17 protein-coding genes are annotated in these 24,432 nt (G+C 46.1%); 13 read left to right on the top strand and 4 right to left on the bottom strand.

The window, feature by feature from the left end; all coding sequences use genetic code 11:
• Positions 1-280: 280 nt before the first annotated feature.
• The 3 genes from G636_RS0100320 to G636_RS16605 all read right to left on the bottom strand — a co-directional run bounded on the left by G636_RS0100320 (position 281) and on the right by G636_RS16605 (position 4,196).
• Complete coding sequence (locus G636_RS0100320; RefSeq protein ID WP_026506383.1) at positions 281-1,690, bottom strand: undecaprenyl-phosphate glucose phosphotransferase; 1,410 nt, start codon at positions 1,688-1,690, stop codon at positions 281-283.
• A 110-nt stretch (positions 1,691-1,800) separates the two neighbouring features.
• Complete coding sequence (locus G636_RS0100315) at positions 1,801-2,790, bottom strand: glycosyltransferase family 2 protein (RefSeq protein WP_026506382.1); 990 nt, start codon at positions 2,788-2,790, stop codon at positions 1,801-1,803.
• A 14-nt stretch (positions 2,791-2,804) separates the two neighbouring features.
• Positions 2,805-4,196, bottom strand: coding sequence for a glycosyltransferase (locus G636_RS16605; protein WP_051226343.1), 1,392 nt, complete (start codon positions 4,194-4,196; stop codon positions 2,805-2,807).
• A gap of 245 nt (positions 4,197-4,441) precedes the next feature.
• Here G636_RS16605 and G636_RS16600 point away from each other — a divergent pair, with 245 nt between their 5' ends.
• The 9 genes from G636_RS16600 (at position 4,442) to G636_RS0100260 (ending at position 17,751) form a co-directional block, all read left to right on the top strand.
• A complete protein-coding gene (locus tag G636_RS16600) occupies positions 4,442-5,818 on the top strand; it encodes an LCP family protein (protein ID WP_035778334.1) in 1,377 nt (458 codons plus the stop codon).
• The gene (locus G636_RS0100300) at positions 5,748-6,767 is read left to right on the top strand and encodes a glycosyltransferase (RefSeq protein WP_242826891.1); all 1,020 of its coding nucleotides are present in this window, start codon (positions 5,748-5,750) and stop codon (positions 6,765-6,767) included. The genes G636_RS16600 and G636_RS0100300 overlap by 71 nt, the downstream gene beginning before the upstream one ends.
• A gap of 114 nt (positions 6,768-6,881) precedes the next feature.
• Positions 6,882-7,547, top strand: coding sequence for a GTP pyrophosphokinase (locus G636_RS0100290; RefSeq protein WP_026506380.1), 666 nt, complete (start codon positions 6,882-6,884; stop codon positions 7,545-7,547).
• 50 nt (positions 7,548-7,597) lie between these two features.
• Positions 7,598-8,155, top strand: a complete 558-nt coding sequence (locus G636_RS0100285) for a hypothetical protein (RefSeq protein WP_026506379.1) — start codon at positions 7,598-7,600, stop codon at positions 8,153-8,155.
• A complete protein-coding gene (locus tag G636_RS0100280; protein ID WP_026506378.1) occupies positions 8,155-9,747 on the top strand; it encodes a M23 family metallopeptidase in 1,593 nt (530 codons plus the stop codon). Before G636_RS0100285 ends, G636_RS0100280 begins: the two co-directional genes overlap by 1 nt.
• Before the next feature lie 142 nt (positions 9,748-9,889).
• Positions 9,890-11,185, top strand: a complete 1,296-nt coding sequence (locus tag G636_RS0100275) for a UDP-N-acetylglucosamine 1-carboxyvinyltransferase (protein ID WP_026506377.1) — start codon at positions 9,890-9,892, stop codon at positions 11,183-11,185.
• A gap of 221 nt (positions 11,186-11,406) precedes the next feature.
• The gene (locus G636_RS0100270; protein ID WP_081668186.1) at positions 11,407-13,242 is read left to right on the top strand and encodes an AAA family ATPase; all 1,836 of its coding nucleotides are present in this window, start codon (positions 11,407-11,409) and stop codon (positions 13,240-13,242) included.
• A 28-nt stretch (positions 13,243-13,270) separates the two neighbouring features.
• On the top strand, positions 13,271-16,627 hold the full coding sequence (locus G636_RS0100265; RefSeq protein WP_026506375.1) for a family 78 glycoside hydrolase catalytic domain: 3,357 nt from the start codon (positions 13,271-13,273) through the stop codon (positions 16,625-16,627).
• Between the two features lie 56 nt (positions 16,628-16,683).
• Positions 16,684-17,751 (top strand): glycosyltransferase family 4 protein, encoded by a 1,068-nt coding sequence (locus G636_RS0100260; protein ID WP_026506374.1) that lies wholly within the window; start codon positions 16,684-16,686, stop codon positions 17,749-17,751.
• On the opposite strand, the gene G636_RS19115 is transcribed toward G636_RS0100260, so the two are convergent.
• A complete protein-coding gene (locus tag G636_RS19115) occupies positions 17,748-18,770 on the bottom strand; it encodes a glycosyltransferase family 2 protein (RefSeq protein WP_051226342.1) in 1,023 nt (340 codons plus the stop codon). The two genes, G636_RS0100260 and G636_RS19115, sit on opposite strands and share 4 nt — an antisense overlap.
• 162 nt (positions 18,771-18,932) lie before the next feature.
• Between G636_RS19115 and G636_RS0100250 the strand changes: the two genes are divergently transcribed.
• The 4 genes from G636_RS0100250 (at position 18,933) to G636_RS0100235 (ending at position 24,377) form a co-directional block, all read left to right on the top strand.
• Positions 18,933-20,480 (top strand): hypothetical protein, encoded by a 1,548-nt coding sequence (locus G636_RS0100250; protein WP_196802988.1) that lies wholly within the window; start codon positions 18,933-18,935, stop codon positions 20,478-20,480.
• Between the two features lie 88 nt (positions 20,481-20,568).
• Entirely contained in the window at positions 20,569-21,480 is a 912-nt protein-coding gene (locus G636_RS0100245) for an alpha-1,2-fucosyltransferase (protein WP_026506372.1), read from the top strand.
• A gap of 79 nt (positions 21,481-21,559) precedes the next feature.
• Positions 21,560-23,095 carry a lipopolysaccharide biosynthesis protein gene (locus G636_RS0100240; RefSeq protein WP_026506371.1) on the top strand — a complete coding sequence of 512 codons (1,536 nt, stop codon included), beginning with the start codon at positions 21,560-21,562 and terminating at the stop codon, positions 23,093-23,095.
• Between the two features lie 112 nt (positions 23,096-23,207).
• Positions 23,208-24,377 (top strand): radical SAM protein, encoded by a 1,170-nt coding sequence (locus G636_RS0100235; protein ID WP_026506370.1) that lies wholly within the window; start codon positions 23,208-23,210, stop codon positions 24,375-24,377.
• The last annotated feature ends 55 nt before the right edge of the window (positions 24,378-24,432 follow it).

The following is a 24,432-nucleotide window of genomic DNA, read 5'->3' as shown; positions in this document are numbered from 1 at the left end:
AGCTATCATCTGAGCCGGCAGCTCCATTTTGCTTTTTTATATCAATAGATAACTGACATCCCTTGAGCTTTAGCATATTTATATTTTTGGCTATATATCCGTGGCTTCTCAGCGCTCACGGCGACAAAGGGCGAGGGGTCCATGGCTATATTTTCCGATTGAGGGGCCTCACGGCCCGCCGGCACTTGCGGGCGTGAAACGGCCGCATAGTACCGCTGCGAGGACGTGTGGAGCGAGAGCGTCCCCGAAATGGAAAATATAGCCATGGACCCCCGCCCTCTCAATAAGCGTTTTTGTTGACGAAGCCGTGGAACACGGTTCCAAAGAGTATCCTTATGTCAAACCAGATACTCCAGTTCTCGATATAGTATATGTCCAGATCTATTCTCTTTCTGATAGAGGTATCACCTCTGAAACCGTTGATCTGAGCCCATCCGGTGATGCCGGGACGTACCTGGTGCTTTACCATGTATCTGGGCACTTCTTCTTTGAATTTCTCTACAAACTGAGGCCTTTCCGGTCTTGGGCCTACCAGGGACATGGAGCCAAAGAGCACGTTAAAGAACTGCGGCATCTCATCCAAACTGGTCTTTCTAAGGAAGCGTCCTACCTTTGTGACTCTGGGATCGTTTTTGGTGGTCCAGCCCTTGGCTTCCGCCTTCTCTTCCTGGACCTCCATGGTCCTGAATTTGTACATCATAAAGGGCTTGCCGCCCAGGCCAATGCGTTCCTGTTTGAAGATGATAGGACCCTTGGAGCTGAGCCTTACTGCTATGGTAGAAAAGAGCATGGCAGGTGAGAAGATGATGATGGCAAGTATTGAGCCTACTATGTCCATGGCCCTCTTCACAGCACGGTTGCCTGTATCTGTAAGGGGCACATATCTGATATTGATCATAGGCAGGCCGTCGATGTCTTCTGTGTAAGGATTGCTGGGAAAGAGAGAGGTATAGTCAGGGATAAATTTGGTATGGACGCCTGACTTCTCACAGCAGGAGACCAGCTCTTCCAACATGTCATAATAGTTAAGAGGCAGGGTTATAGCTACTTCATCATAGCTGTTAGCCGCCATGAGTTCCTGCAGGTTGTCAATCCTGCCAATAACAGATACTCCGCGGTATTTGGTACCCAGGGGGATCCTGTTATCCAGGACTCCGGCTATGGAATAGCCCCACTGGGGATTCTCGCTGACTCTGCTGATATAGGCTTCTGCAGATCTTGAATAGCCTACCAGGAGTACGTGCTTGATGTTGTAACCTTTTTTTCTGAAAAATTTAAGAATCTGCCTTAGGATGATCCTTGACAGTGACATGATCAGAGTATTAACGACTACAAACACGAAGATCATCCAGCGGGAGTAGTGGTTCTGTTTGATCATGTAGAGCACTACTGTAAAGCCAAAGAATCCCAGAATATTGGCTTCTATGATGGTGAAGATCTCACCTCCGACCTTCCTGGCTCTTCGTGGTGTATAGAGATTGGTAATATTATAGAGGATGATATAGCCCGGAACTATGAAATAGAGGGCACTAAAATAAACCGCAATGGAAAGTGCGACCTTTACATCATTGGGGTTAAAAAGTGGTGAATAGAATCTTATGTAATATGAAAGCACATAGGATAGTGCTACGATAACACCGTCTATGAAGACCTGAAGTCTGTTGAGGTGTTTTTGATTGTTCTTGATCATACTTCCTCCGCCCTTACTCCTGCTATTATAGCATGAGTAGAGGCGATTAGTATCAAAATAATGTCAGAGTATTGACGATATTGCTGCTTGCTGCTGCAGCTGGCGGTATTTTATCTCATGATAAAAAGGTTCTTCCATAGATCCAGCTGGAATCTCAGGTAGTAGGGGAGACGCTCTTTCTTAAAGGGGATATGCTTGTCCCTTCCTTTTGCGATCTTGCCAAGCCCATCCATCAGGCCTTTTGCATAAGCCTTTCCCAGACCCTTGCGGCTAAAGTAGTATAGCTTGACCGCTATTCCTGTGAGTATGAGGGGAAAGTTGATGACAAGCTGCAGTAAGGGCATATTCTTGTATATCAGGTAGATGTTATTGCCTGCGGAGAGCCTTTGCTTGAATTCATTGTAACGTGAGCCGCTGCTGGCACTTCCTGCATGGAGGACTACTGCCTCGGGGCTTGCGATATTGATGTAACCAAAAAGCCCTGCCCTGATGCCTATGTCCACATCCTCAAGATAGCAGAAATGTGCAGGGTCAAAGTAGCCTATATGATCAAAAGCTTCCCTTCTGTAGAGGGCAGCTCCGGCGCAGGCGCTGGTGATACGGCTCTTGCCGCTTATTCCGGCCAGGAGCTTGTCTTTGCCTGGGCAAAAAGCGTACCCCAGAGCATTGTAATAATCTCCGCTGTCATCGATGATATATTCATTGTCCATGCGTACCATCATTGCCTGAACAGAGAAAGCTTTTTTATTATGGTGCATGGTTTCTTCCAGCTTTTCTACCACATCAGGCTTGCAGACAGTATCATTATTTAAGAGAAAGACGTATTTTGTTGAAGCGGCTTTGATGCCTGCATTTACGGCTTCGCAAAAGCCCTTGTTCTCGTCAAAGGATATGATCTTTGTATGAAGCGACCTGCCATCAGGCAGTTTTTTTACAGGGGGATAGTTGTCCTCCAGAAAGGTCAGACTCTTGTCGGAAGAGCCGTTGTCTACAATGATAAGCTCAGGGAGGAGGGTCTGCTTCTCGATTGATTCAAGACAGGCCTTTAGATATGAGATTCCATTATAATTGGGTATTACTACAGTTGTATTAGATGTCATATATCCTCCCTGTGTCAGATCCTGACAGTCATATCCGGTGTCCATACTATGCGCCAGCCAAGGACTCCGGCTTCCTTGCAGAAGCGTATGCTCTCATCTTTTATCTTGGCATCATCCCATTGGTCGGGGATGATGATGCGTTCGCTCCCTGACTTCTTGGGAGCGTGATAATCCAGCCCCGTTATCTCTTTAAGAAGGGGACGCAGCTCTCTTCTTACTCTCATACATCTGAGATCAACAGCATATGCATCCTGTCTACAGGCTGCTCTGTGCTGGAAGCCGCCGCTGTAGTGAGCGTTCAGGCCAAGAAACTGAGTGCTTTTATCCTTATTATAATAGCCTCCGCATATCCGTCCTTTGCTATCTATGAGTCTTCCTCCCACTATTCCCACATCTGCCCTTGCCCTGAAGATACCCTCGGGGTAGCTGACCTTGTAAAAGCCCAGGTGAGGAAGGTTTGTGACCAGGGCTTCAATACCTGCATCCTTTAGATTATCTGTAAGGGATCTTAGGCCTGCATCATAGGCATAGCTTTTGCTGGATGGATTTGCAGCAGTTGATGCGTCGTGGCACCTCCAGTGGTAGAGGACCTTGGGGATATGTACGATCTCGTGGGCCTTGCCATGAAGCGCAGCAGGCAGGCATATCCTCAGGATCATATCATAATCCTGGGCACCGTCATATTCCATTCTGGGCGGATTGCCCAGGAGCAGGTCTCTCCTGATGGCTGTAAAGTGACATATATAATTATTGGACAGGAGATAGTCCAGGTTAAAGTCCGGCTTGATATTGGGCTCGTAAAAGACTGTTCCTGTGCCGTCGCACTTGTCCTCGTCAGAATAGATCAGGCGAAGGCTGCAATCTGAGGGTCTTGTCTTGCCTTCTCTGGCCGTAGCCTCTGCGATCACTGCTGCCATCTCATAGAGAGCATTGGGCGTCAGAAGATCATCATGATCCAGGAGACAGCAGTAGTCCCCGCCTGCAAGCTTTAACGCTTCAAGAGTATTGACGGATATGCCGCCATTGGTATCCAAATGCTTATAGATGATCCGGTCATCGCCTGCGTATTCGGCCTTGATGATTTCCAAAAGGCTGTTATCCGGCGTGGCATCTGCAAGTATCAGATTAAAGCGGCTATAGGTCTGTGCCAGGCAGGAGTCTATCATGGCCCTGAGATATACAGGGGCTGTTTTATAGAGGGGCACCAGCAGGCTAAAGGATGGAAGGGCGTAGGAGTAGCGGCTCTCTTCTTCAAAGAGGCGCTGACGAGCAAGCTCTTCCTCGCTTGCAGGAATAAAGCTGTAGGGCTCTTTTTGGTTTTCAAGGCGCTCCCTTACAGCATAATATGTATTTGCTATACCATTTCTTCTGGCATAGTTTATGGTCTTGGCAATGGAGTTTATCATTTAATGTATATCTCTTTCATTAATTTAATAGTTATTTCCGTATCCTTGATCAGCAGATAACCTATGTTTACGCATAACGGGATGGGCGTAAAGATAAGATCCTGACTCCCTCGTCTTATAATATCATAGCACACCGCGCTTATATTTGTGCTCAACTTGTATATTTGTGTGGTTTGTGGCACAATACAAAATGGTGTATGACTATGCTTTAGGCACAAAATGTCAAATACTGGAGGATATGAAAAATGGCCAGAGACGATTATAACGGCGGCAGAAATCAGGGCCGCAATGGGGCAGGACCGCGTCAGAACTCGCGAGGACCTGTAAATAATAACAGAAATGCAGGAGGTCAGGGCTACAATGGACCTCAGAGATACAATGGACAGGGCTACAATGGGCCTCAGGGATACAATGGACAGGGCTACAATGGACCTCAGGGATACAATGGACAGGGCTATAACAGAGGAGGCTCAAGGCCTCAGGGCAGAAACGGAGCTCCTCAGAGGAACAGGCAGCCCGTAAGAGGAGATAGCCGCCCCCGCACTCCTTCCGGAAGAAAGAAAGGCGGCAAGAAGAAGGGCGGCACCATCGCTATCATTATCCTGGAGCTGATCATCATCGCAATATGCGGATTTGGAGCATACTGGCTCTTCTTCAGGACTGATGTGACCAAGATCACAGAGGTCAATATGAACAGCGATGCAGTAGAAGAGAATATCGCAGACTCTGTCAAAGAGAATGCACAGATGAAGGGATACTGGAATATCGCCCTCTTTGGCGTAGATGCCAGGGATGATCTTCTTGATTCAGGTACCCGTACAGATACTATCATCATTGCTTCCATAGACAGAGAGACCGGCAATGTTAAGCTCTGCTCTGTTTATCGTGATACTTATCTTAATCTCTGCAGCGAAAGCGGTGATAAATACAGTAAGTGTAACGAGGCGTATGCTTATGGCGGTCCAGAGCAGGCGCTCAACATGCTCAACAAGAACCTGGACATGGATATCAAGGACTTTGTGACCATAGGCTTTGGCGGTCTCACTGAGCTGATCAATGACATAGGCGGAGTAGAGATATCTGTTGAAGAAAATGAGATCGAGCACCTTAATAACTATCAGTCCACCATGGCTCAGAGCATGGGCATCAAGTATACAGAAGTAAAGTCTGCAGGTGTGCAGACTCTGGATGGACTTCAGGCTACAGCTTACTGCCGTATCCGTTATACTGCAGGAGATGATTTTGCAAGAGCTGCCCGCCAGAGAGAAGTGATCCAGGCTATCCTTGATAAGGCTGTTACCCTGGATAAAAATACTCTTGTTGATGCAGCCAATAACATTTTTGACAAGAAGATGGCTACATCCCTTAGATTGACAGATATCGTAGACCTTCTTGGAAATGTTGGACATTACAATATTGTAGCGGAGGACGGCTTCCCTCAGGAATCTATGAGAGCCACAGGTAAGGTCGGCGGCAAGAGCGTGATAGCTCCTATTTCCCTTGAGTCCAATGTTGAATGGCTCCATGGTTTCCTCTTTGGTGATGAGGGCTATGAGGTATCCCAGTCAGTCAAGGATTACAGCGGAGTCATCTCTTCCAAGACTTCAGGGCTGGCACATTGATGACAGGAGCGATATCCAGATGAGCACAGTTGATGTTATCATCCCGACTTATAAGCCGGGCAAAGAGTTATTTACCCTTCTGGACCGCCTTTGTGAGCAGACCCGCCTCCCCGGCAAGATCGTGATCATGAATACCGAGAAGGACGAGCTTGAAAAGCTTATCAGTACGGATGAGCTTGTTACAAGATATCCCCTTGTTGAGCTTTGTAATATTGCCAAAAAGGATTTTGACCATGGCAAGACAAGGCACGAAGGTGTATTAAGATCTGCTGCTGAATTCTTCATCTGTATGACCCAGGACGCTGTTCCTGTAGACAGGGATTTTATAGAGAATCTTCTGGCTGCTTTTAAGGATGATGATAAGCTTGCTGCAGCATATGCCAGGCAGGTACCAAGAAGTGATTGCAGCCCCGAGGAGCTCTATGCCAGAAAGTTTAATTACCCTGTGAATTCCGTCAGGAAGACTCAGAAGGACCTGACAAAGCTGGGGATCAAGACATATTTTTGTTCCAATGTAGCTGCTATGTACAGACGGTCGATCTATGATGAGCTGGGAGGCTTTATCAGAAAGACTATATTTAATGAAGATATGATCTACGCGGGAGGAGCTATTCAGAAGGGCTACGCCGTAAGGTATGTGCCTACGGCAGGTGTGATCCACTCCCACAATTACAATTGCAGGCAGCAGTTTCACAGGAATTTTGATATAGGTGTATCACAGGTGGAGCATCCGGAGGTCTTTAAGGGCTTGTCCAATGAGTCAGAGGGCTTGCGCATGGTCAGTGGTACTATCAGATACCTCCAGGATATTCACAGGCCTCTGCGCATACCTTATTATCTGATGCTGGTAGGCAGCAGGTATCTGGGCTTTAAGCTGGGACGCGCTTATAAGGCTATTCCCAGACCACTTGTCAGGCATATGAGCCTGAACAAAGACTACTGGAATTAAAGCTCGCTTTACAGTACAATTAAACGGGAAAATGCCTATTACCATGTCGCTGTCAGAAGCATATCAGGCTGCTGATACGGGAGATGATCCCGCAGCAAAAGAAAGGAATCTGAGTTGGAACTCAAAGTAGGTAATGAACAGGATATCCGTACCTGGGAAGAAGTACAGCTGGTCTATCATTCTGCTCTCAAGCAGATCAATACCAAGATAGAGATCATCAATGATGAATTCCAGGAAGTACACAGGTACAACCCAATTGAACATATCAAGTCCAGGATCAAGAGCTCTGAGAGTATAGTAAAGAAACTCAAGAGACATGGCTATGAGCCTACCATAGAAAATATGGTAAAGTATATCAATGATATAGCCGGCATCAGGGTCATATGCTCTTTTACCTCTGATATATACAGGATAGCTGATATCATCAGCAATCAGAGCGACCTTAGTATCCTTGCTATCAAGGATTATATTCAGAATCCCAAATCCAGCGGTTATAGGAGCTATCACATGGTAGTGACTATCCCTGTGTGTCTGTCTGACAGGATCATAGATACCAAGGTTGAGATCCAGATCAGGACTGTCGCCATGGATTTCTGGGCTTCTCTTGAGCACAAGATCCAGTACAAATTTGAGGGGAATGCTCCTGCACATATCAATACGGAGCTGACGGAATGTGCTCATATGGTTTCTGAGCTTGATGCCCGTATGCTGTCTCTTAATAATGAAATCCAGGAGATAGCAGCTCTTATGGAGAGGGAGAGACAGGAGCAGAGCAGGTAACAGCATATGGCGGGTCTTTTACACAGCATTCTTATCGGGGAGGATAAGACATGGTCAGAAAGAGACAGGCATTTGGAGAAAGGATCACAGATAATCTGATGGAGAAACTGGCAGAGAAGATCAGTGCCCAGGAGATGATAAGGGCCAATGAAGCAGCTCAGGCAGCTGAAGCAGAGAGAGTAAGAGCAAGGGCTGCTCAGTATGAAAAGGAAATGAAAGAAATAACTGCCAAAGCCGCAGATTTTGAAAAGAGACTTGGGGATATCGAGAACAAGACCCACGATATAGGTGTTCAGGTATACAGAAATGTCCAGGCCAGTGTCAGGACTGATCTGGAAAAGAATAATGATGTGCTCATGACCAGGATAGCAGGAGATAACGACAGGATCGCGGCTGCTGTTTCTGATAAAGCTGCATCAGCCGTGGCCAAAGCACTTGATAGCAAGACTTGGTCCATGGAGGACTGCGAGAATATGATCAAGGATCTTCAGACCAGGGTCGATGCCCTCTCGAAGAGAACATGGATCATGGTGCTGGCGTGCCTTTTTGCCGCCGGTGCTTTTGCTTTGGAAATAATACAGATACTAGGATTAAATATATTTAGATAATGAGATTCGTTACAAGACATTACAGAAAAATAAGATATTGGTTCATCCGTGCCGCACTATTATGTGCTGTGATCTGGATATTCCTGGAGCCCAGCATTATAGACACGGACTTTACGGGAGATAATGTATTCACCATCAAATTAAACGGAGTAGACGTGGGCATGGTATCCGATGAGGAACTGGCGGACAAGTGCCTGAGAAATGCCAGACGCCGCCTCCAGCTGGAAGAGAGCGAACTGGTGCTCACTCATGCCAAACTCGCCGTCTACGGTTCCAGATCCATCTGGACAGAGGTGGATGATGAAAAGACCGTCACAGACAGAATGGAAGAGGTACTTAGGCGTAATTACATCACTACACTGCACCGCGGCTATACCGTGAAGATAAACGGCTTTAGCGTAAGCGTGGCCAGTATTGATGATGTGCTGACTATATTAAATGCCGCTCTTGATAAGTATGACAGTGATGATGAATATGAAGCAAGACTTGTCCTGGACAGCAACAGGGAAGTCAATGTGCTCACTACCGAGGTAGTAACTAACCGCCAGGCCAAGGAGGAGGAGGAGATAAACGAGAATCCTCTTCAGGAAGCAGGCATCAGTTCATATCTCACCAAGGCACTTCTGGCAACTGCTCCAACACAGGATGAGGATACAGCCTTTGAAGAGTTTGACCTGGGCGTACAGAGCCTGGACTTCGGAGATAAGGTTGAGATAGTGGAGTCATACCTTCCTGAGGACAGTTTCACTCCTCTGGATGCAGCTATAGAGGAAGTGACCAAGGATCAGGAAAAGAATCAGATATATGAAGTCCAGTCAGGAGATACTCTGGGTGTGATCGCAGAGAAATATGGACTGCCCCTGGACGATCTCATAGCAATGAATCCTACTCTGGATGATGCGTCATCCATTATCAGGCCTCAGGATGAACTCATAGTAACAGTTCCCCAGCCTGAGCTGACAGTGCTCCATTCCGATCTGGAGTATTATGAGGAAGACTATGAGGCGGAAGTCCAGTATGTGGACAATGACAGCTGGTACACCACTAAGAGCGTGGTGCTGCAGGAGCCTTCCGATGGCCATCACAAGGTCGTAGTATTAAACAGCTATGCAAATGACAATAAGGTCAGCACTGAGACGGTCAAGGAAGAGGTGACCTACGAGGCTGTGCCCAAGATTGTTGAAAGAGGAACTATCGTTCCTCCCTCATATATAAAGCCTATTTCCGGAGGAAGACTCAGCTCTGGCTTTGGCCGAAGGAGCAGACCTACCAAGGGAGCATCCACCTATCACAAGGGTGTGGACTGGGCTACACCTGTTGGAACCGCCGTTGTGGCATCCTCCGGCGGTACTGTTGCCAGAGCCGGATGGGGCAGCGGATATGGTTATGTTGTCTATATCAATCATCCTGATGGCAGGCAGACCAGATATGGACACCTGTCAAGAATATTGGTGTCACCCGGAGATACGGTTACCCAGGGCCAGAAGATCGCACTTAGCGGTAATACCGGTGTCAGCACCGGCGCGCATCTGCACTTCGAGATACTCATAGGCGGTACTCAGGTCAACCCGCTGAGCTATATCGGCAATTAAAAGCTAAAGCATTGATATAACTGTAAAGTAAGTGACTTGTTTACAAAGACCGTCACTGTTGTTATAATAAATCCTTGTGTGAAAAGGATATGCAAGGTGCTAGGTTAACCTGCAACCTTATATACTTGAATGAAGGATTATGATGGAAGAAAAATATGTTATAAAGGGTAAAAACCCTTTGGTGGGCGAAGTAGAGATAGGCGGCGCAAAGAATGCAGCGCTGGCCATCCTTGCAGCCGCCACCATGACTGATGAAACAGTTCATATAGATAATATGCCTGATGAGAGGGATACCAATGCCCTTCTTAAGACTATGGAGGATATTGGTGTCATCATTAAGAGAAATGGCAGACACAGTGTCACTATCAACGCTTCTCAGATCAGGAACGAGCCTATTGAAAACGATCAGATCAAGAAGATACGTGCATCCTATTATCTGATAGGCGCTCTTCTTGGCAAATATCACAAAGCTGAGGTGGCTATTCCCGGAGGCTGTGAGATAGGACTTCGTCCCATAGATCAGCATATCAAGGGCTTCAATGCACTTGGTGCCAGAGTATGTATAGAGCACGGTCTGATCAAGGCTGAGGCAGAGCATCTGGTAGGCAGCCATATATATCTGGATATGGCTTCTGTAGGCGCTACTATCAATATCATGATGGCTGCCTGCATGGCTGATGGACAGACTATCATAGAGAATGCAGCCAAGGAGCCTCATGTGGTTGACCTGGCCAGCTTCCTCAACAGTATGGGAGCCAATGTCAAGGGCGCAGGTACCGATATCATCAGGATCAAGGGCGTAAACAGGCTTCACGGCAGTGATTATACTATTATCCCTGATCAGATAGAGGCTGGTACATTTATGATGGCAGCAGCTGCCACTATGGGTGATGTGACCATCAAGAACGTGATCCCCAAGCACCTTGAGTCTATCAGTGCCAAGCTGATAGAGATGGGATGCCAGATCCACGAATCTGATGATGCTGTAAGGGTGGTTGCCAGCAAGAGACTGGTAGGTACTCATGTCAAGACACTTCCCTATCCGGGATTCCCTACAGATATGCAGCCTCAGATCACTACTTTGCTTGGTGTGGCCAGTGGAGTCAGCATAGTGACAGAGTCTATATTTGAGAATCGTTTCCGTTATGTGGAAGCTCTGACCAAGATGGGAGCCAATATCAAGGTGGAGAGCAGTTCTGCGATCGTAAACGGCGTAGAGAGATATACTGGTGCAGACATCTCCGCTCCTGACCTTAGGGCGGGTGCAGCTCTTGTTATAGCAGGGCTTATGGCTGAGGGCTTTACCACTGTGGATAATATCGAATATATTGAGAGAGGCTATGAGAACTTTGACGAGAAGCTTCGCAACCTTGGTGCTCAGATAGAGAAGGTTGCAGATGACAGTTCACTTCAGAAGTTCAGACTCAAGTACGCATAATAATTTATGAACAAAAATGAACGAAGTGATCACAATTGCTGTGATCACTTTTTTTCACACAAAGGAAAAACTTTTACATTACAATCTAAAATGTAAAAAGATTATAGATTGCTGTTAAAAATATCATCAATTTGCAAAAAGAAATCTTTGCAAATTGATGATATTTTTTACAAAGCAGATATAATTAAATTATATCATCAATACGCGAGGAGGATGCTTTGATGAAATATAGAGAATTATTTGAAGCGAGAAAACAAGTTGGCCAGAATATACGTAAACTGGTAATAGACGAGGGATATAGCAAAACTTTTTTTGCAGAGAAGATAGGTGTTTCCCGTCCTACATTGGATAAGCTTATGGAAGGCAGTGTAAATAATCCAAATTTTTTTGAAAGACATATAGACAGGGTTCTCTCCGCTACCGGATGGAATGCCCAAGACCTACTGATGGATGATGGTACAACGTTGGAAAACGATGTAGCGATAGAAGGCTTAAGAAAGCTTCCCATAGGGATACAAAGCTTTGAGAAAATCAGGAAAGGGGGCTTTATCTATGTGGATAAGACAGAGTATATATACAAACTGGTACATAGTGGAATCCCTTATTTTCTAAGCAGGCCCAGGAGGTTTGGAAAAAGCCTTTTGGTATCTACTCTCAAGGCATATTGGGAGGGCAAAAAAGAGCTCTTTAATGGTCTGGCAATAGAGAGACTGGAGGAGATTGATGGAGGAAGCTGGGAGGCATATCCCGTATTTTGCTTTGATTTTAGCAGGGAAGGGTATCAGTCAGAAAATGCACTGGAGGAAGTTTTGGATACCTGCCTTAAGGAATGGGAGGCAATATATGGGTGTGATGATCCGGACAGATCTCCGGCTATAAGGTTTCAGAACCTGATCAAAAGAGCTGTAAAGCAAACCGGAAAACCTTGTGTAGTACTCGTAGATGAATATGATAAACCTATTTTGGATATCTTTGAAAACAAAGAACTGTCAGAACACAATAGAGATGTGTTTAAAGGCTTTTTCAGTTGTCTTAAGGGCTTTGATGATTATCTGAAATTTGTATTTATAACAGGAGTGACTAAATTCAATAAGGTTAGCATCTTTAGCGATCTTAACCAGTTGGATGATATTACTTTTGATAATGCATATGCCGGACTGTGCGGAATAACTGAAGAAGAGCTTGGAAGATATTTTGCTACTGAAATTGAAGAAGTAGCAAGAACGAGAAATATCAGCACTACGGACTGCAGGGACAGACTAAGGAGATCATACGATGGATATTGCTTTAGCTCTGATATGCTGGGGATATATAATCCCTATAGTCTTCTTAAATCATTTAGCAAAAAACAGTTTGGTTCATATTGGTTTGAGACCGGCACACCTTCTTTTCTGCTGAAAAAAGTTAAGGACTTAAGCTTTGATGTCAAAAGCTTTAATGATGGATCTTTATTTATTACAGAAAAGAACATAGCAGACTATCGTGCGGATGATGACAATCCGGTGCCACTTCTCTATCAGACAGGATATCTTACAATACTTGGCTATGATGATATAAGAGAGAGTTACAGGATCGGTTTCCCTAATGACGAGGTCAGATATGGTTTCCTGGAAAATCTGATGGATGTATATGCCAAAGGGATTGGTGCAGGAACAGGCAAAGATATTCTGTCCATTGATCATGCTATCGAAAACGGTGATGTGGAAGCATTTATGAATGCAGTTACTGCTCTTTTTGCAAGCATTCCCTATAGCTCAGCAGATACAGTCTTTGAACATTATTTCCAGGCTGTATTGTATATGCTCTTCACTATGCTTGGTAAATATGTTATCTGCGAACTTCATACATATAGCGGAAGAGTAGATTGCGTAGTGGAGACAAGAGGATATGTATATATATTTGAATTTAAGAGAGATGGAAGTGTAGATGAAGCAATAGAGCAGATTGAGAAAATGAAATATGATCTTCCCTATGCGGCAGATAAACGTATTCTTTACAAAATCGGAGTCAGCTTTGATTCGGAGAAGAGAACTCTTTCTGAATGGAAGTTGGCATAAATCAAAAGAGGATAAGGTCGGGAATAGAATGAAAAAGGAGATCATTGGGAAGATATGCCTGGGCATGGGAGTTGTGCTCATCTGTACAAGTCTGTCAGGCTGCAGGAGAGGAGATGAAGAGGCTGGGCCTCTCGGCAATTCTTCCGGTACTAATGAAGAAACTAATACAGAGAGCGGTGCACCGATCACTGATCTCACAGTCTGCTACATGACAGATCCCATAGGCATAGATGAGATGCCAACTTTCTCCTGGAGATATGCTAAAGGGAGCAAGGTACGCAGGCAGGAGGCTTACCGTATAGAGGTGAGAGAAGAGAGCAGCAAGGATGCTGTATGGGATAGCGGCTGGGTAGAGAGCGATGACAGCCTCTGCATAGCATATGACGGCGATGAACTTTCGCCCTGCACCAGGTATGCATATAGCGTGACCATAAGAGATGATGAGGGGAGAGAATTGTCATCATCCGGGGACTCGTATTTTGAAACAGGGGTCCTTGACTGGAACAGTTACTGGCCTGATGCAGAGTGGATATACAAAGATGTGTCAGATTCCGCTGATAAGTCGTATAACACAGACGACTTAAAGAATGGCAAAGACGTTTATGCCGATATGGAGCAGGGCTCTGAATCTCATGACGGAACAAGGCCTACTGACTTTACAGCATCCTTTAGCCTGGAGGGTGAAGGCGTTATATCGGGGATCATACTTGGAGATATGGATGATCTATATGACAGGGGCTTTGTGATCCTCATAGATGATACGGGAGAAGAGGCTGCTATTATCTTTCAGAGCGCAGAAAATGGAGAATTGCAGTCAGATGTGAAGGTGACCTGCCCTATTGCCAAGGGGGCTGACTACGAGGTGTCAGTGGATGCAGGTGCAGATAGTCTCTCATTTACTGTAAATGGGAAAAAGGAGAGTCTATCACCTGACGAATATAAGGCTGTGGGAACTATACTTCCCTTTGATATCACAAAGGCAGGTCTTTATAAGGACAGGGTGGATAAGAAGGCCTATATAGATGACCTGAGGCTTGAAGCAGGCTCTGATTGCAAGAAGTATTACAGCTTTGATGAAAAGAATGTTGCAGCAGAGGGTGAGGATTCTTTTGCTCCTCAGTACCTGACTATAAAAGATGGCAAAGCTCTCATACCTGCAGGGATCACTCTGGCAGGAGGTAACCTGGATCCGGCTCCCATATTCAGACGGGAGTTTGGGACTGCTGATAAAGATATCGCCTCTGTCAGGCTCTATGCTTCGGCTCTTGGCATTATGGATATCAGCATCAATGGAGAACCTGTAACTGAGAATATATTTGACCCCGGCGCGTGCTCATATGATGAATATGTGAATTACATGAGCTATGATGTGACGGATCTGGTCAAAAGGGGAGCAGACAATGCCATCTCCTGCGTGCTGGGCCACGGCTGGTATGACAGGTCAGGTGCAAAGTGGGGAGATCAGATAGCCTTTATAGGAGGCCTTGAGATCAGATATGCTGATGGCAGCAGAGAGCGCCTGGTTACCGACAGCTCCTGGAAATGCAGTGAGGGTCCTGTCAGATTTGATGATTTCTATCAGGGCGAGATATATGATGCGGGATATGAGAAGGGAATAAGGGGCTGGCAGGAGAGCGGATTTGACGATAGCTCCTGGGAAGCAGCAGCTCTATTAAATGGCTGTATATCTGAACTTACATCATCTCCCCGTGCACCTGTCAGGGTCATAGAAGAGAGGAAGCCTGTAAGCGTGACTAAGCCCTATGAGGATACTCTGCTCCTTGACTTTGGCAGTCAGCTAAGCGGGAGACTTAAGATAAATGCAGGGGGCTCTCAGGGTGATCTGATCACTGTCAGATATGGAGAGATATTAAATAGCAATATGCTATCCTGCGCAGATGATGAGCCCGGGACCATATATACGGCTAATCTCCTCAGGGCAGCAGATACGGATTATTATATATTTGGCGAGGATAAGGAATGTACTTATGAGCCTACTCTGACCTGGAGATCCTTTAGATATGCACAGATAAGCGGTATCAGCGCTGATGATATGGATAGGGATGATCTGGCAGTAGCTGTGTCTATTAGCAGTGCTCATAAGAGGGTATACAGCTTTGACAGCGGCAGCGATATATTGAACAGGCTGGTGGAAGCCATGCATGTATCCGGAGTGTGCAACAGCGTAGACCATCCCAGCGACTGTCCTCAAAGGGATGAGCGATTTGCATGGACCGGAGATTATAATTTCTATGCCCCCACAGGAGTATACCAGGAGGATCAGAGCCTGATCATGAGGCATTTCATGAAAGGAATGGTATCTGCTCAGGGAGCTGATGGAGCTTATCAGGATATAGCATTTATCCCGGGGAGCGGTATAGGTAATCCCGGCTGGGGAGATGCAGGAGTGACTATCCCCTATCTCTTGTATAAATATTATGGAGATGATATAACCTGCAGTCGCTATTATGATTCCATGGCTTCTTACGGAGAATATCTCCTTGGCAGGTCCGAGAATTATATTTATCCTGCGGAAATGGGAGAATACGGGGATCTCAGCGCGCTTAATGATGTGCCTGCAGACCTGGTACATACAGCATCCTGCATCAGGGTCATGCACTACCTGGCAGAGATAGGCAGGGCTATAGGAAGAGATAATGACGCAGAGCATTATGCAGAATGTGAAGCACGCTATATAGAGGCATTCAGGGACAGATTCATAGATGAGAACGGTATCATAGCCTCCTGGACACAGAGCTCATATTGCCTGCCTCTGGGGCTCCACATATATCCTGCAGAGCTTGAGGATAAGGGCTATTCATATCTTCATACCTGCGCAGAGGCAGCGGCCTATAGCCAGACTACAGGCTATGCGGCTTCGGGATATCTCCTTCCTGCACTGGCAGAGGGCGGATATGTAGATGATGCCTATAGGGTCCTTTTGTCCACTGCAGATAACAGCTGGGGAGGCCTTTTAGATAAATATGACCTGACAGCACTTCCTGAGCGCCTTGGCGCGATCAGGACCTATGAGGATGGGAGCTATAGCATCAATGGCTCTTTAAATCATGAGTCAGGTGGCAGTATTGGACGCTTTGTCTATCAATATATCCTGGGTATGGATATAGACGCCGCTAGCAGGCAGATCACTATCTGCCCTTATCCGGGAAGGCAGCTGGGCTATGCAGAGGGGAGTTATGATTCTATACTGGGCAGGATCGAAGTGCGCTGGGAATATACAAATGCAGAAGACGGGAGCGAAGCTATCAGATATAATATCCATATCCCGGAAGGCTCTGCTGCACATCTGATACTTCGGGATGCGGCAGGGAATGTATGCCTGGATGAAGAGACTGGATATGGTGATCATGAATATGTCTTTTGATAAGATGACTTGATAAATGCAGATGCAATTACTGTGGAAAAAAAGGATCACGAGGTATGAATGACAGGATAAAAGTACTGATGCTGGGGCCTGCAAGGTCTGTAAAGGGCGGGGTATCAGGAGTAGTCAATAATCTCTATGATGCGGGACTGGGAGATACGGTCAGTATCAAATATATCCCTACGATGAAAGATGGGAGCAAATTAAGAAAGCTCCTTGTGGCAGGAATTGCCTATATCAGGGCGGGCCTTTCTATGGGGCGCTATGATATAGTCCACATCAATATGGCCTGCGGAGCCAGCTATTATCGCAAGAGTCTCTTTATAAAGATGGCTATCAGAAAGGGCAAGAAGCTGGTTATCCATCAGCACGGCGGAGATGTGGAAGCTTTTTACAAGGGGACATTAAAGGGAGCTGCAAGGCAGGAGATGCTAAGACTCCTTAATTCCTGCAGCGCTTTTATAGTGCTGGCTGATAAGTTCAGGGATTTCTTCTCGGATATCATCACAGATAAGGATAAGATATATGTCCTGCCCAATGCTGTGGCAGTGCCTGAAGATGATAAGACAGGTAGTGATCATAAGAGTCATGATATTCTCTTTTTGGGCCGCATATGCAGGGACAAGGGCTGCGAAGAACTGGTGGATGCGGTGGAAGAGCTTGCAGCAGACTATCCTGATATTCGCCTCCATATGGGAGGCTTCTTTGAGGACAGCAGCCTAAGGGATAAGGTCCTTAGAGACCCGGAACATATAATCTTTGAAGGCTGGGTGGATCCGGCCGGGAGGGAAGAGCTCTTTCGCACTTGCCCTATATTCGTATTGCCGTCATATTATGAAGGCATGCCTCTGTCTCTTATGGAAGCCATGGCTTATAAGAGAGCCTGCATCGCATCTGATGTGGGAGATATCAGGAATATGATGACGGTGGATGATGAGTCGCAGCTGTGCGGATTGTTGATACCGCCGAGGGATATGCCTGCCCTTAAAAATGCGATTACTAAGCTCCTGGCAGATCCTAAGTTGTGTGGAGAGCTCGGGACTGCAGCAAGGAATAAAGCAGTTAAGAGTTATAGCGCTGTAGCCATGCGGGATAAGCTGGTGGAGATCTATCAGAAGATTTAGTTGGTCTTCCTATCATAGAGACTTAGGATCAGTCTGGTAAATCCAAGGACAGGCCTGTTTGGATGTTTCAGGCAGAAATACAGAAGCTTATCAGCCTTGCCCTTTATATCCAGGGGATAGCTGCTAAGCTTGTCTGTCACTTCGGATGAAGTAAGAAAGCTGATCACGGAAGGAATGTGCTCATTTCCGGGAGCCCTAAGTGCGCCCTTAAGATATACGAAGATCAGACGCAGATATTCTCTTCCTGTCTGGTAGTCAGCATTATCTATATTTTTGTCCGTCAGGATATTGTTGCATACGCTGCATAAGAGCCTGATCTCATCTATGACCTTCTCGCTGTAGGCCCTGGCCATGGAGCCCTCTACTGTCCTGTAGTGGTAATAGGCTTTTCTTGATATTACCAGCCTGGTGGCATCGCAGAGCGCAGGGAGCATGATATTCACGTCTTCCCCAAGTCGGATCTTGTCATTGCAGTAATGGAGATTGTTCTCTATAAGGGGTCTGGAGATCAGCTTCATGCATCTGGACATGATGACGGGGCGTTTTTTTTCTCCAAGGAGACGGCTGCGAAGCTCTGTCAGGGCGCTGCCTGTATATTCGCCTTTGGGCAGGCCGTTGTATTCATACTTTCTCTCTGAAGCCTTTTCAATAATATAGCCTGAGCTGATGATCTCAGAGTCTATCCCGCTTGTGAGCTTATAGAGCTCTGTAAATATCTCGCTGTCAAGCCAGTCATCGCTGTCTATAAAGCATATATACGGGGCGGAGGATTCTCTCACGCCTCTTATCCATGCAGACTGCAGGCCTCCGTTTTCCTTATGGATGACCTTGATGCGATTGTCCCTGCCTGCATAGTCGTCGCAGACAGAGGGGGAGATGCCATCAGTAGAGCCGTCATCTACGAGGACTATCTCCAGATCCTCCATGGATGATGCCAGTACGCTGTCCATGCAGCGGGGCAAATATGCTGCTGTATTATATACGGGAATTATCAGGGAAATCTTCGGCTTATCAGCCATAATCCAAATACCCTCCGAAAGCTGATTTGATTTGAGTTTTAAGGTCTGTTTTGACCTTGATACTCACCCATTGTATAATTTTAAGGGCTTATTGACAACATTATGACCCGCAAAACATGAGCAAAGTAACAGAGTAAACTATTAGGATACCGGCTGATGAATATGACAAATGATATACAGACAAATAAAAGAAAAGCAGCAGGGGGGCTTTGGGACCTGGCTTACTGCCTTGTGGCAGCGCTGGTGATCATGCTGATCTGCACCAGGTCATCACCTCTTTATCCCTTTAACAACTGGGACGACACCAACAGCTATTTTACTGTAGGCAAGTCTATATTTAAGGGACTGGTGCCCTACAGGGACCTCTTTGATCAAAAGGGGCCCATGCACTATTTTCTCTACGCAATAGCATCGCTGATATCATACAATAGTTTTACAGGTGTATTTATCATAGAGCTCATAGCCGCTGCAGCTATGATCGGCGGTATTATCAGGATACTGGAGCTATATCTTACAAGAGAGGTATCCATGATACTGGCAGCTGTCACGGCAGCTCTTGTATATTCCTCCAGAGCCTTTTGGTGGGGAGGTTCTGCTGAAGAGATGCTGCTGCCCTTTTTGGTATGGGGCTTATACATATCCATGAGATATTTCAGAGAGCGCTATCCCATGGCTATGAGCAGGAGGGACCTGGTCACGGGAGGAATCCTTGCAGGCTGCGTCCTTAATATCAAGTTTAGCTCACTTGGTTTTTATTTTGCCTGGATGCTGATGGTACTCATCGCAGATCTTGTAAGGGGGAAAGAGAGCCTTGGCGCAAAGCTCCTTGTCTGTATCAGACATGGACTATTGTTTCTCCTTGGCATGCTCATAGCTACCATTCCATGGATCATCTATTTTGCCATAAACGGCGCTGTCATGGACTGGCTCTATGTATATTTTTATCTCAACATCTTTGTGTATAGCGAGAAGCTCCCCATAGCTGAGCGTCTTATCAATATGCTCAAGGTACTGTATTTCCACAGCCTGGATAATCCGGGGAGCGGCCTTACTGCAATAGCAGGAGGAGCGGCCTTCCTCCTCTTTAAGGGGCGAGTGATCGAGAAGGTAAATGTTCTCATGCAGGCCATCTTTTTGGTACTGGTGATATATATAGGCGGAGTGAAGCTCCCCTATTATTATCTTCCTGTGTGCACATTTACAGTCCTTGCTGCGCTGGCAGTGGGAAGAGCATATACTGCAATAGTCGGAACAGTCGCAAGAGGTATACCGATGGGGATTAGCAGCATCAGCCGCTTTTGCCTGCCTCTTTTTGCGATGATCGCATCAGCGATCATATCTACATCCATGTCCATGAATATATCTTTTATGAAATATCATAAGGATGACCTCTGGATGTATCATTTTGCCAGGATCATAGAAGAGTCCGGGATAGAGGATCCCACACTGCTTAATGTACAATGCTTTGATGCGGGCCTCTATACTACAACAGGTATAGTGCCTACATGCAGATTCTTTCAGACTCAGACCATCAACCTCACAGATGTGGAAGAGGTGCAGTGGGATTATATCAGGAATGGCAGGACCGACTTTGTGTTGTCCAGAAATGGCGATCCTGAGCATATCTATGAGCAGTATGAGCTCATTGCGTCTGAAGATCTGGAGTGGGAAGGTGAAGTCAACACTTACCTTCTTTACTCAAAGAAGTAGTGTTTTAAGAAGTGGTATTGTTAGAACTTGTTTAGCTGCTATCAAATTAAAGAATGTTTTGGAATTGCCATATTTGGAGGAGAGGGTTTTGATCATTATACGTATCGCAGGCGGCCTGGGTAATCAGATGCAGGAATACGCCATGTACAGGAAGCTGCAGAAGCTGGGCAAAGAGGTAAAGCTGGACCTTGGCTGGTTTGACAAGTCAGTGCAGGAGAAGATGCTGGCGCCCAGAGACTGCGAATTATATTATTTTAAGAACGTGAAGATGGATCTGTGTACAGACGAAGAGAAGGCGAGATTCTTAAACAGATCCCTGGCTTCCAAGGTGATTGGCAAGCTGATCCCTGCCAGCTCAAGGATCTGGGAGGAGAGCAGCATATATCATCCTGAAGTTTTTGATTTTAAAGACAAGTATTTAAACGGCTTCTTTTTGTCCAACAAGTATTACGCGGATATACTTGATGAGCTGGCAGATGAGTTTGTATTTCCTGAGCATTCTGATCCTGAGGGGCAAAGGGCCAATGAAGAGCTGATGAGGGAGATGGAGTCTCGCCCCTCCTGCTCTGTACACCTAAGGCGCGGGGATTATCTCACTGAGCCCCAGAACTTTGCCCTCTTTGGCAATATTTCAACGGATGCCTATTACAAGGCTGCTATGGACTACGTGGCAGAAAAGGACCCTGATGTGCATTTCTACATCTTTTCCAATGATCCTGACTACTGCAAGGAGGTCTATAGCGACAAAGCGCGCTATACCATAGTGACCGGCAACAGCGGCAAGGATTCCCTCCTTGATATGCAGCTGATGACAAAGTGCAAATACAATATCTGTGCGAATTCCACCTTTTCCTTTTGGGGGGCAAGGCTTAATAGAAGAGCGGACAAGGTCATGATCAGGACCTTTAAGATGCGCAATAACCAGGAGGCGATCCCTGAAGAGCTCCATGACCTCTGGAAGGGCTGGATACTGATCGATGAAAATGGTAATCTGAGATAGCCTTCTTTAGCAGCATTACAGACCTATACGGGTGAAAATGAGCTGCTTAAGTCAATATGAATAAGGACGGTCGTAACCGATGAGTGATAACAGCCGCGTACGTAACACGGTCAAGAATATATTTTTTGGATATACGGGAACTCTGATCACAGCTCTCCTTGGCTTTGTGGCCAGGAAGGTCTTTGTCATGCGCCTGGACAAAATACTGCTGGGCGTAAACGGCTTCTATACAGAGATATTATCAGCCCTGTCCCTGACTGAGCTGGGCATAGGTACTGCCCTGAATTTCAGTCTCTATAAGCCTGTGGCAGAGGGTGATACAGAGACCATCAAGTCCTATATGCATCTCTACAAGAAGGCCTACAGGTGGATAGCGCTGGTGGTCATGGTGATAGGCCTCTCCCTTAGTCCCTTCCTGGGCGCTATCATCAAGAATGCCCATAACGTAGCTCCAAGGGACCTGGTGCTCTATTACCTGATATTCCTCTTTAATACATCCACTTCATATCTGGTATCCTACAAATACTCCCTGGTCAATGCGGAGCAAAAGACTTATATACAGACCAACATACTGACCATTACCAAGTTTGTAAGCGTCAGCTGCCAGATAGTGGTGCTCCTTGTCACTTCCAATTTCTACGCATATCTGCTTACAGATGCTGCGGTACAGCTGATCCAGAAGATATTCGTAAGCGTATATCTGAATAAGCGCTATCCCTATCTGGAGGAGCGTGATGTCAGACCGCTATCAGCTGCCCAGAAAAAAGAGGTAAAGGACAAGACAGTATCTCTGATGTGGCTCAAGATCGGTGATACTGCCCGTACCCAGACAGATGCTACTATCATTACCACTATCATAGATGTAGCGGTGACAGGCGTGGTATCCAACTTTAACATGGTGATAAATACGGTATCAAGCTTTGTAAATACTATTTTTAATGCGGCTTTGCCCGGCTTTGGCAACCTTATAGCCACAGAATCCAGAGACAAGCAGTACTCCATGTTTAAGGTATACAGGTTTACCGCGCAGTGGCTCTATGGCTTTTCGGCAGCGGGCTTTTACGTGCTCCTGGGGCCCCTTATCAGCCTGATGTTTGGTGAGAACTATATACTGCCTCAGTCCATCATCACACTGATCCTCATTGAGTATTATCTCAAGGGAGAGAGGACTGTGGTCAATAATTTCAAGACGGCAGCAGGACGTTTTGAACAGGATAAGATCCTGGCCCCTGTCCAGGGTATAGTGAACCTTGTGATCTCCATTGTCCTGGCCTTTAAGATAGGTCTGGCAGGTGTCTATATCGGCACAGTGGTCTCAGGGCTTATTGCTAATTTTGCAAGGCCCTATGTGATCTACAAGGGCTGCTTTGACAAGGATGTAAAGCTCTTTTTTGCGGACTCTGTTAAATATCATGCAGTGATGCTGGGCAGCTTGGGAGTGTGCATCTTTTTGGCAAAGTATACACTTCCCGAAGTGACAATAATCTATTTCCTGCTCACCGCTGTGATGATCACGGTTATTTATAATGTGATTTTTGTGGCTTTCTTTGGGCGGACCGATGAGATGAAATACATGCTGGGAATAGTGAAGAAGAGACTGCCGGGGAGAAGATGAGGAATCATGAAGATTTATGAAAGAATATTGACTTTATGAAGAATTATGAAAGATTATGAAAGATATCTTGAATTATGAAAGATTATGAAAGTATAAGAAAAGAGGTTGCAGAGTGAAGAAGTTAAACGGAACAGTCATTGTAACATACAGGTGTAATGCAAGATGCAATATGTGCAACAGGTACAAGGCACCTTCAAGACCCGATGAGGAGATCTCAATAGAGACTATAAGGAAGCTCCCGCCCATGTATTTTACCAATATCACAGGTGGCGAGCCTTTTATTAGAGAGGATATCAAGGATATCGTAAGGGAGCTGGACAAGATCAGTGACAGGATAGTGATCTCTACCAACGGCTTTTTTACTGACAGGATCATAAATCTGTGCAAGGAGTTCCCAAATGTGGGTATCAGGATCTCCATAGAAGGCCTGGAGCAGACCAATAATGAGATCAGAGGCTTACCGGACGGCTTTAACAGAGGCTATACTACGCTAAAGAAGCTAAAGGAAATGGGCATGAAGGATGTGGGCTTTGGCATGACTGTCCAGGACAGAAATGCTGCAGACCTATTGCCTCTTTATAAGCTCTCTGATGAGCTTGATATGGAATTTGCCACTGCTTCTCTTCACAACAGCTTCTATTTCGTAGAGGCCAAGAATATCATCAAGGACAGGCCTATGGTGGCTGAGAACTTTGAGAAGCTGATCAATGAGCTCCTTAATTCGAATAGTCCCAAGAAGTGGTTCAGAGCATATTTTAACCACGGCCTGATCAACTATATATACGGTCAGAAGCGTCTGCTGCCCTGCGACATGAGCTTTGATACCTTCTTTATCGATCCCTACGGAGATGTGATGCCCTGCAACGGCACCAAGGACAAAGAGGTCATGGGCAATCTCAATGAGCAGACCTGGGATGAGCTCTGGAACAGCGATGCTGCTGAGAGAGTGAGAAATACAGTAAGACACTGCGACAGAGACTGCTGGATGATAGGCTCCGTATCCCCTGCTATGCACAAGTACATATGGAAGCCCGCCTGGTGGGTATTCGTCCACAAGTTCCTGAGATTCTACAAGAAGCAGAAGTACAGCATGTATGAGCTGCAGATCGTAAGAGATTTAAGGGACGGCAAGGTCAGCAAGGAGGACCTGGACAAGTGCTCCACCTGCGATATGAGCGCCTGCGTCAACAACGGACTGTCGGAGCTGTCCAAAGAACAGCTAAAGGACAGGACCGGCGAAGAGATAGTGGCCGAGGATATAGCAAGGCAGAGTGAGAAATAAATTAACAAAATAAATATAAGATAAAAAGAGGCAGAGCCTAGATGGCTGATCATCT

Origin of the sequence: Butyrivibrio sp. MC2013, assembly GCF_000424585.1 — a bacterium.
Classification (GTDB): domain Bacteria; phylum Bacillota; class Clostridia; order Lachnospirales; family Lachnospiraceae; genus Butyrivibrio.
The sequence above is the reverse complement of the archived record's forward strand: the minus strand, read 5'-3'. Positions and strand labels throughout refer to the sequence as shown.

Bases quoted from the DNA above. Each gene is read 5' to 3' on its own strand.
- G636_RS0100320 (WP_026506383.1), bottom strand. From the start codon at position 1,690: ATGATCAAGAACAATCAAAAACACCTCAACAGACTTCAGGTCTTCATA.
- G636_RS0100315 (WP_026506382.1), bottom strand. From the start codon at position 2,790: ATGACATCTAATACAACTGTAGTAATACCCAATTATAATGGAATCTCA.
- G636_RS16605 (WP_051226343.1), bottom strand. From the start codon at position 4,196: ATGATAAACTCCATTGCCAAGACCATAAACTATGCCAGAAGAAATGGT.
- G636_RS16600 (WP_035778334.1), top strand. From the start codon at position 4,442: ATGGCCAGAGACGATTATAACGGCGGCAGAAATCAGGGCCGCAATGGG.
- G636_RS0100300 (WP_242826891.1), top strand. From the start codon at position 5,748: ATGAGGTATCCCAGTCAGTCAAGGATTACAGCGGAGTCATCTCTTCCA.
- G636_RS0100285 (WP_026506379.1), top strand. From the start codon at position 7,598: ATGGTCAGAAAGAGACAGGCATTTGGAGAAAGGATCACAGATAATCTG.
- G636_RS0100280 (WP_026506378.1), top strand. From the start codon at position 8,155: ATGAGATTCGTTACAAGACATTACAGAAAAATAAGATATTGGTTCATC.
- G636_RS0100275 (WP_026506377.1), top strand. From the start codon at position 9,890: ATGGAAGAAAAATATGTTATAAAGGGTAAAAACCCTTTGGTGGGCGAA.
- G636_RS0100270 (WP_081668186.1), top strand. From the start codon at position 11,407: ATGAAATATAGAGAATTATTTGAAGCGAGAAAACAAGTTGGCCAGAAT.
- G636_RS0100265 (WP_026506375.1), top strand. From the start codon at position 13,271: ATGAAAAAGGAGATCATTGGGAAGATATGCCTGGGCATGGGAGTTGTG.
- G636_RS0100260 (WP_026506374.1), top strand. From the start codon at position 16,684: ATGAATGACAGGATAAAAGTACTGATGCTGGGGCCTGCAAGGTCTGTA.
- G636_RS19115 (WP_051226342.1), bottom strand. From the start codon at position 18,770: ATGGCTGATAAGCCGAAGATTTCCCTGATAATTCCCGTATATAATACA.
- G636_RS0100250 (WP_196802988.1), top strand. From the start codon at position 18,933: ATGACAAATGATATACAGACAAATAAAAGAAAAGCAGCAGGGGGGCTT.
- G636_RS0100240 (WP_026506371.1), top strand. From the start codon at position 21,560: ATGAGTGATAACAGCCGCGTACGTAACACGGTCAAGAATATATTTTTT.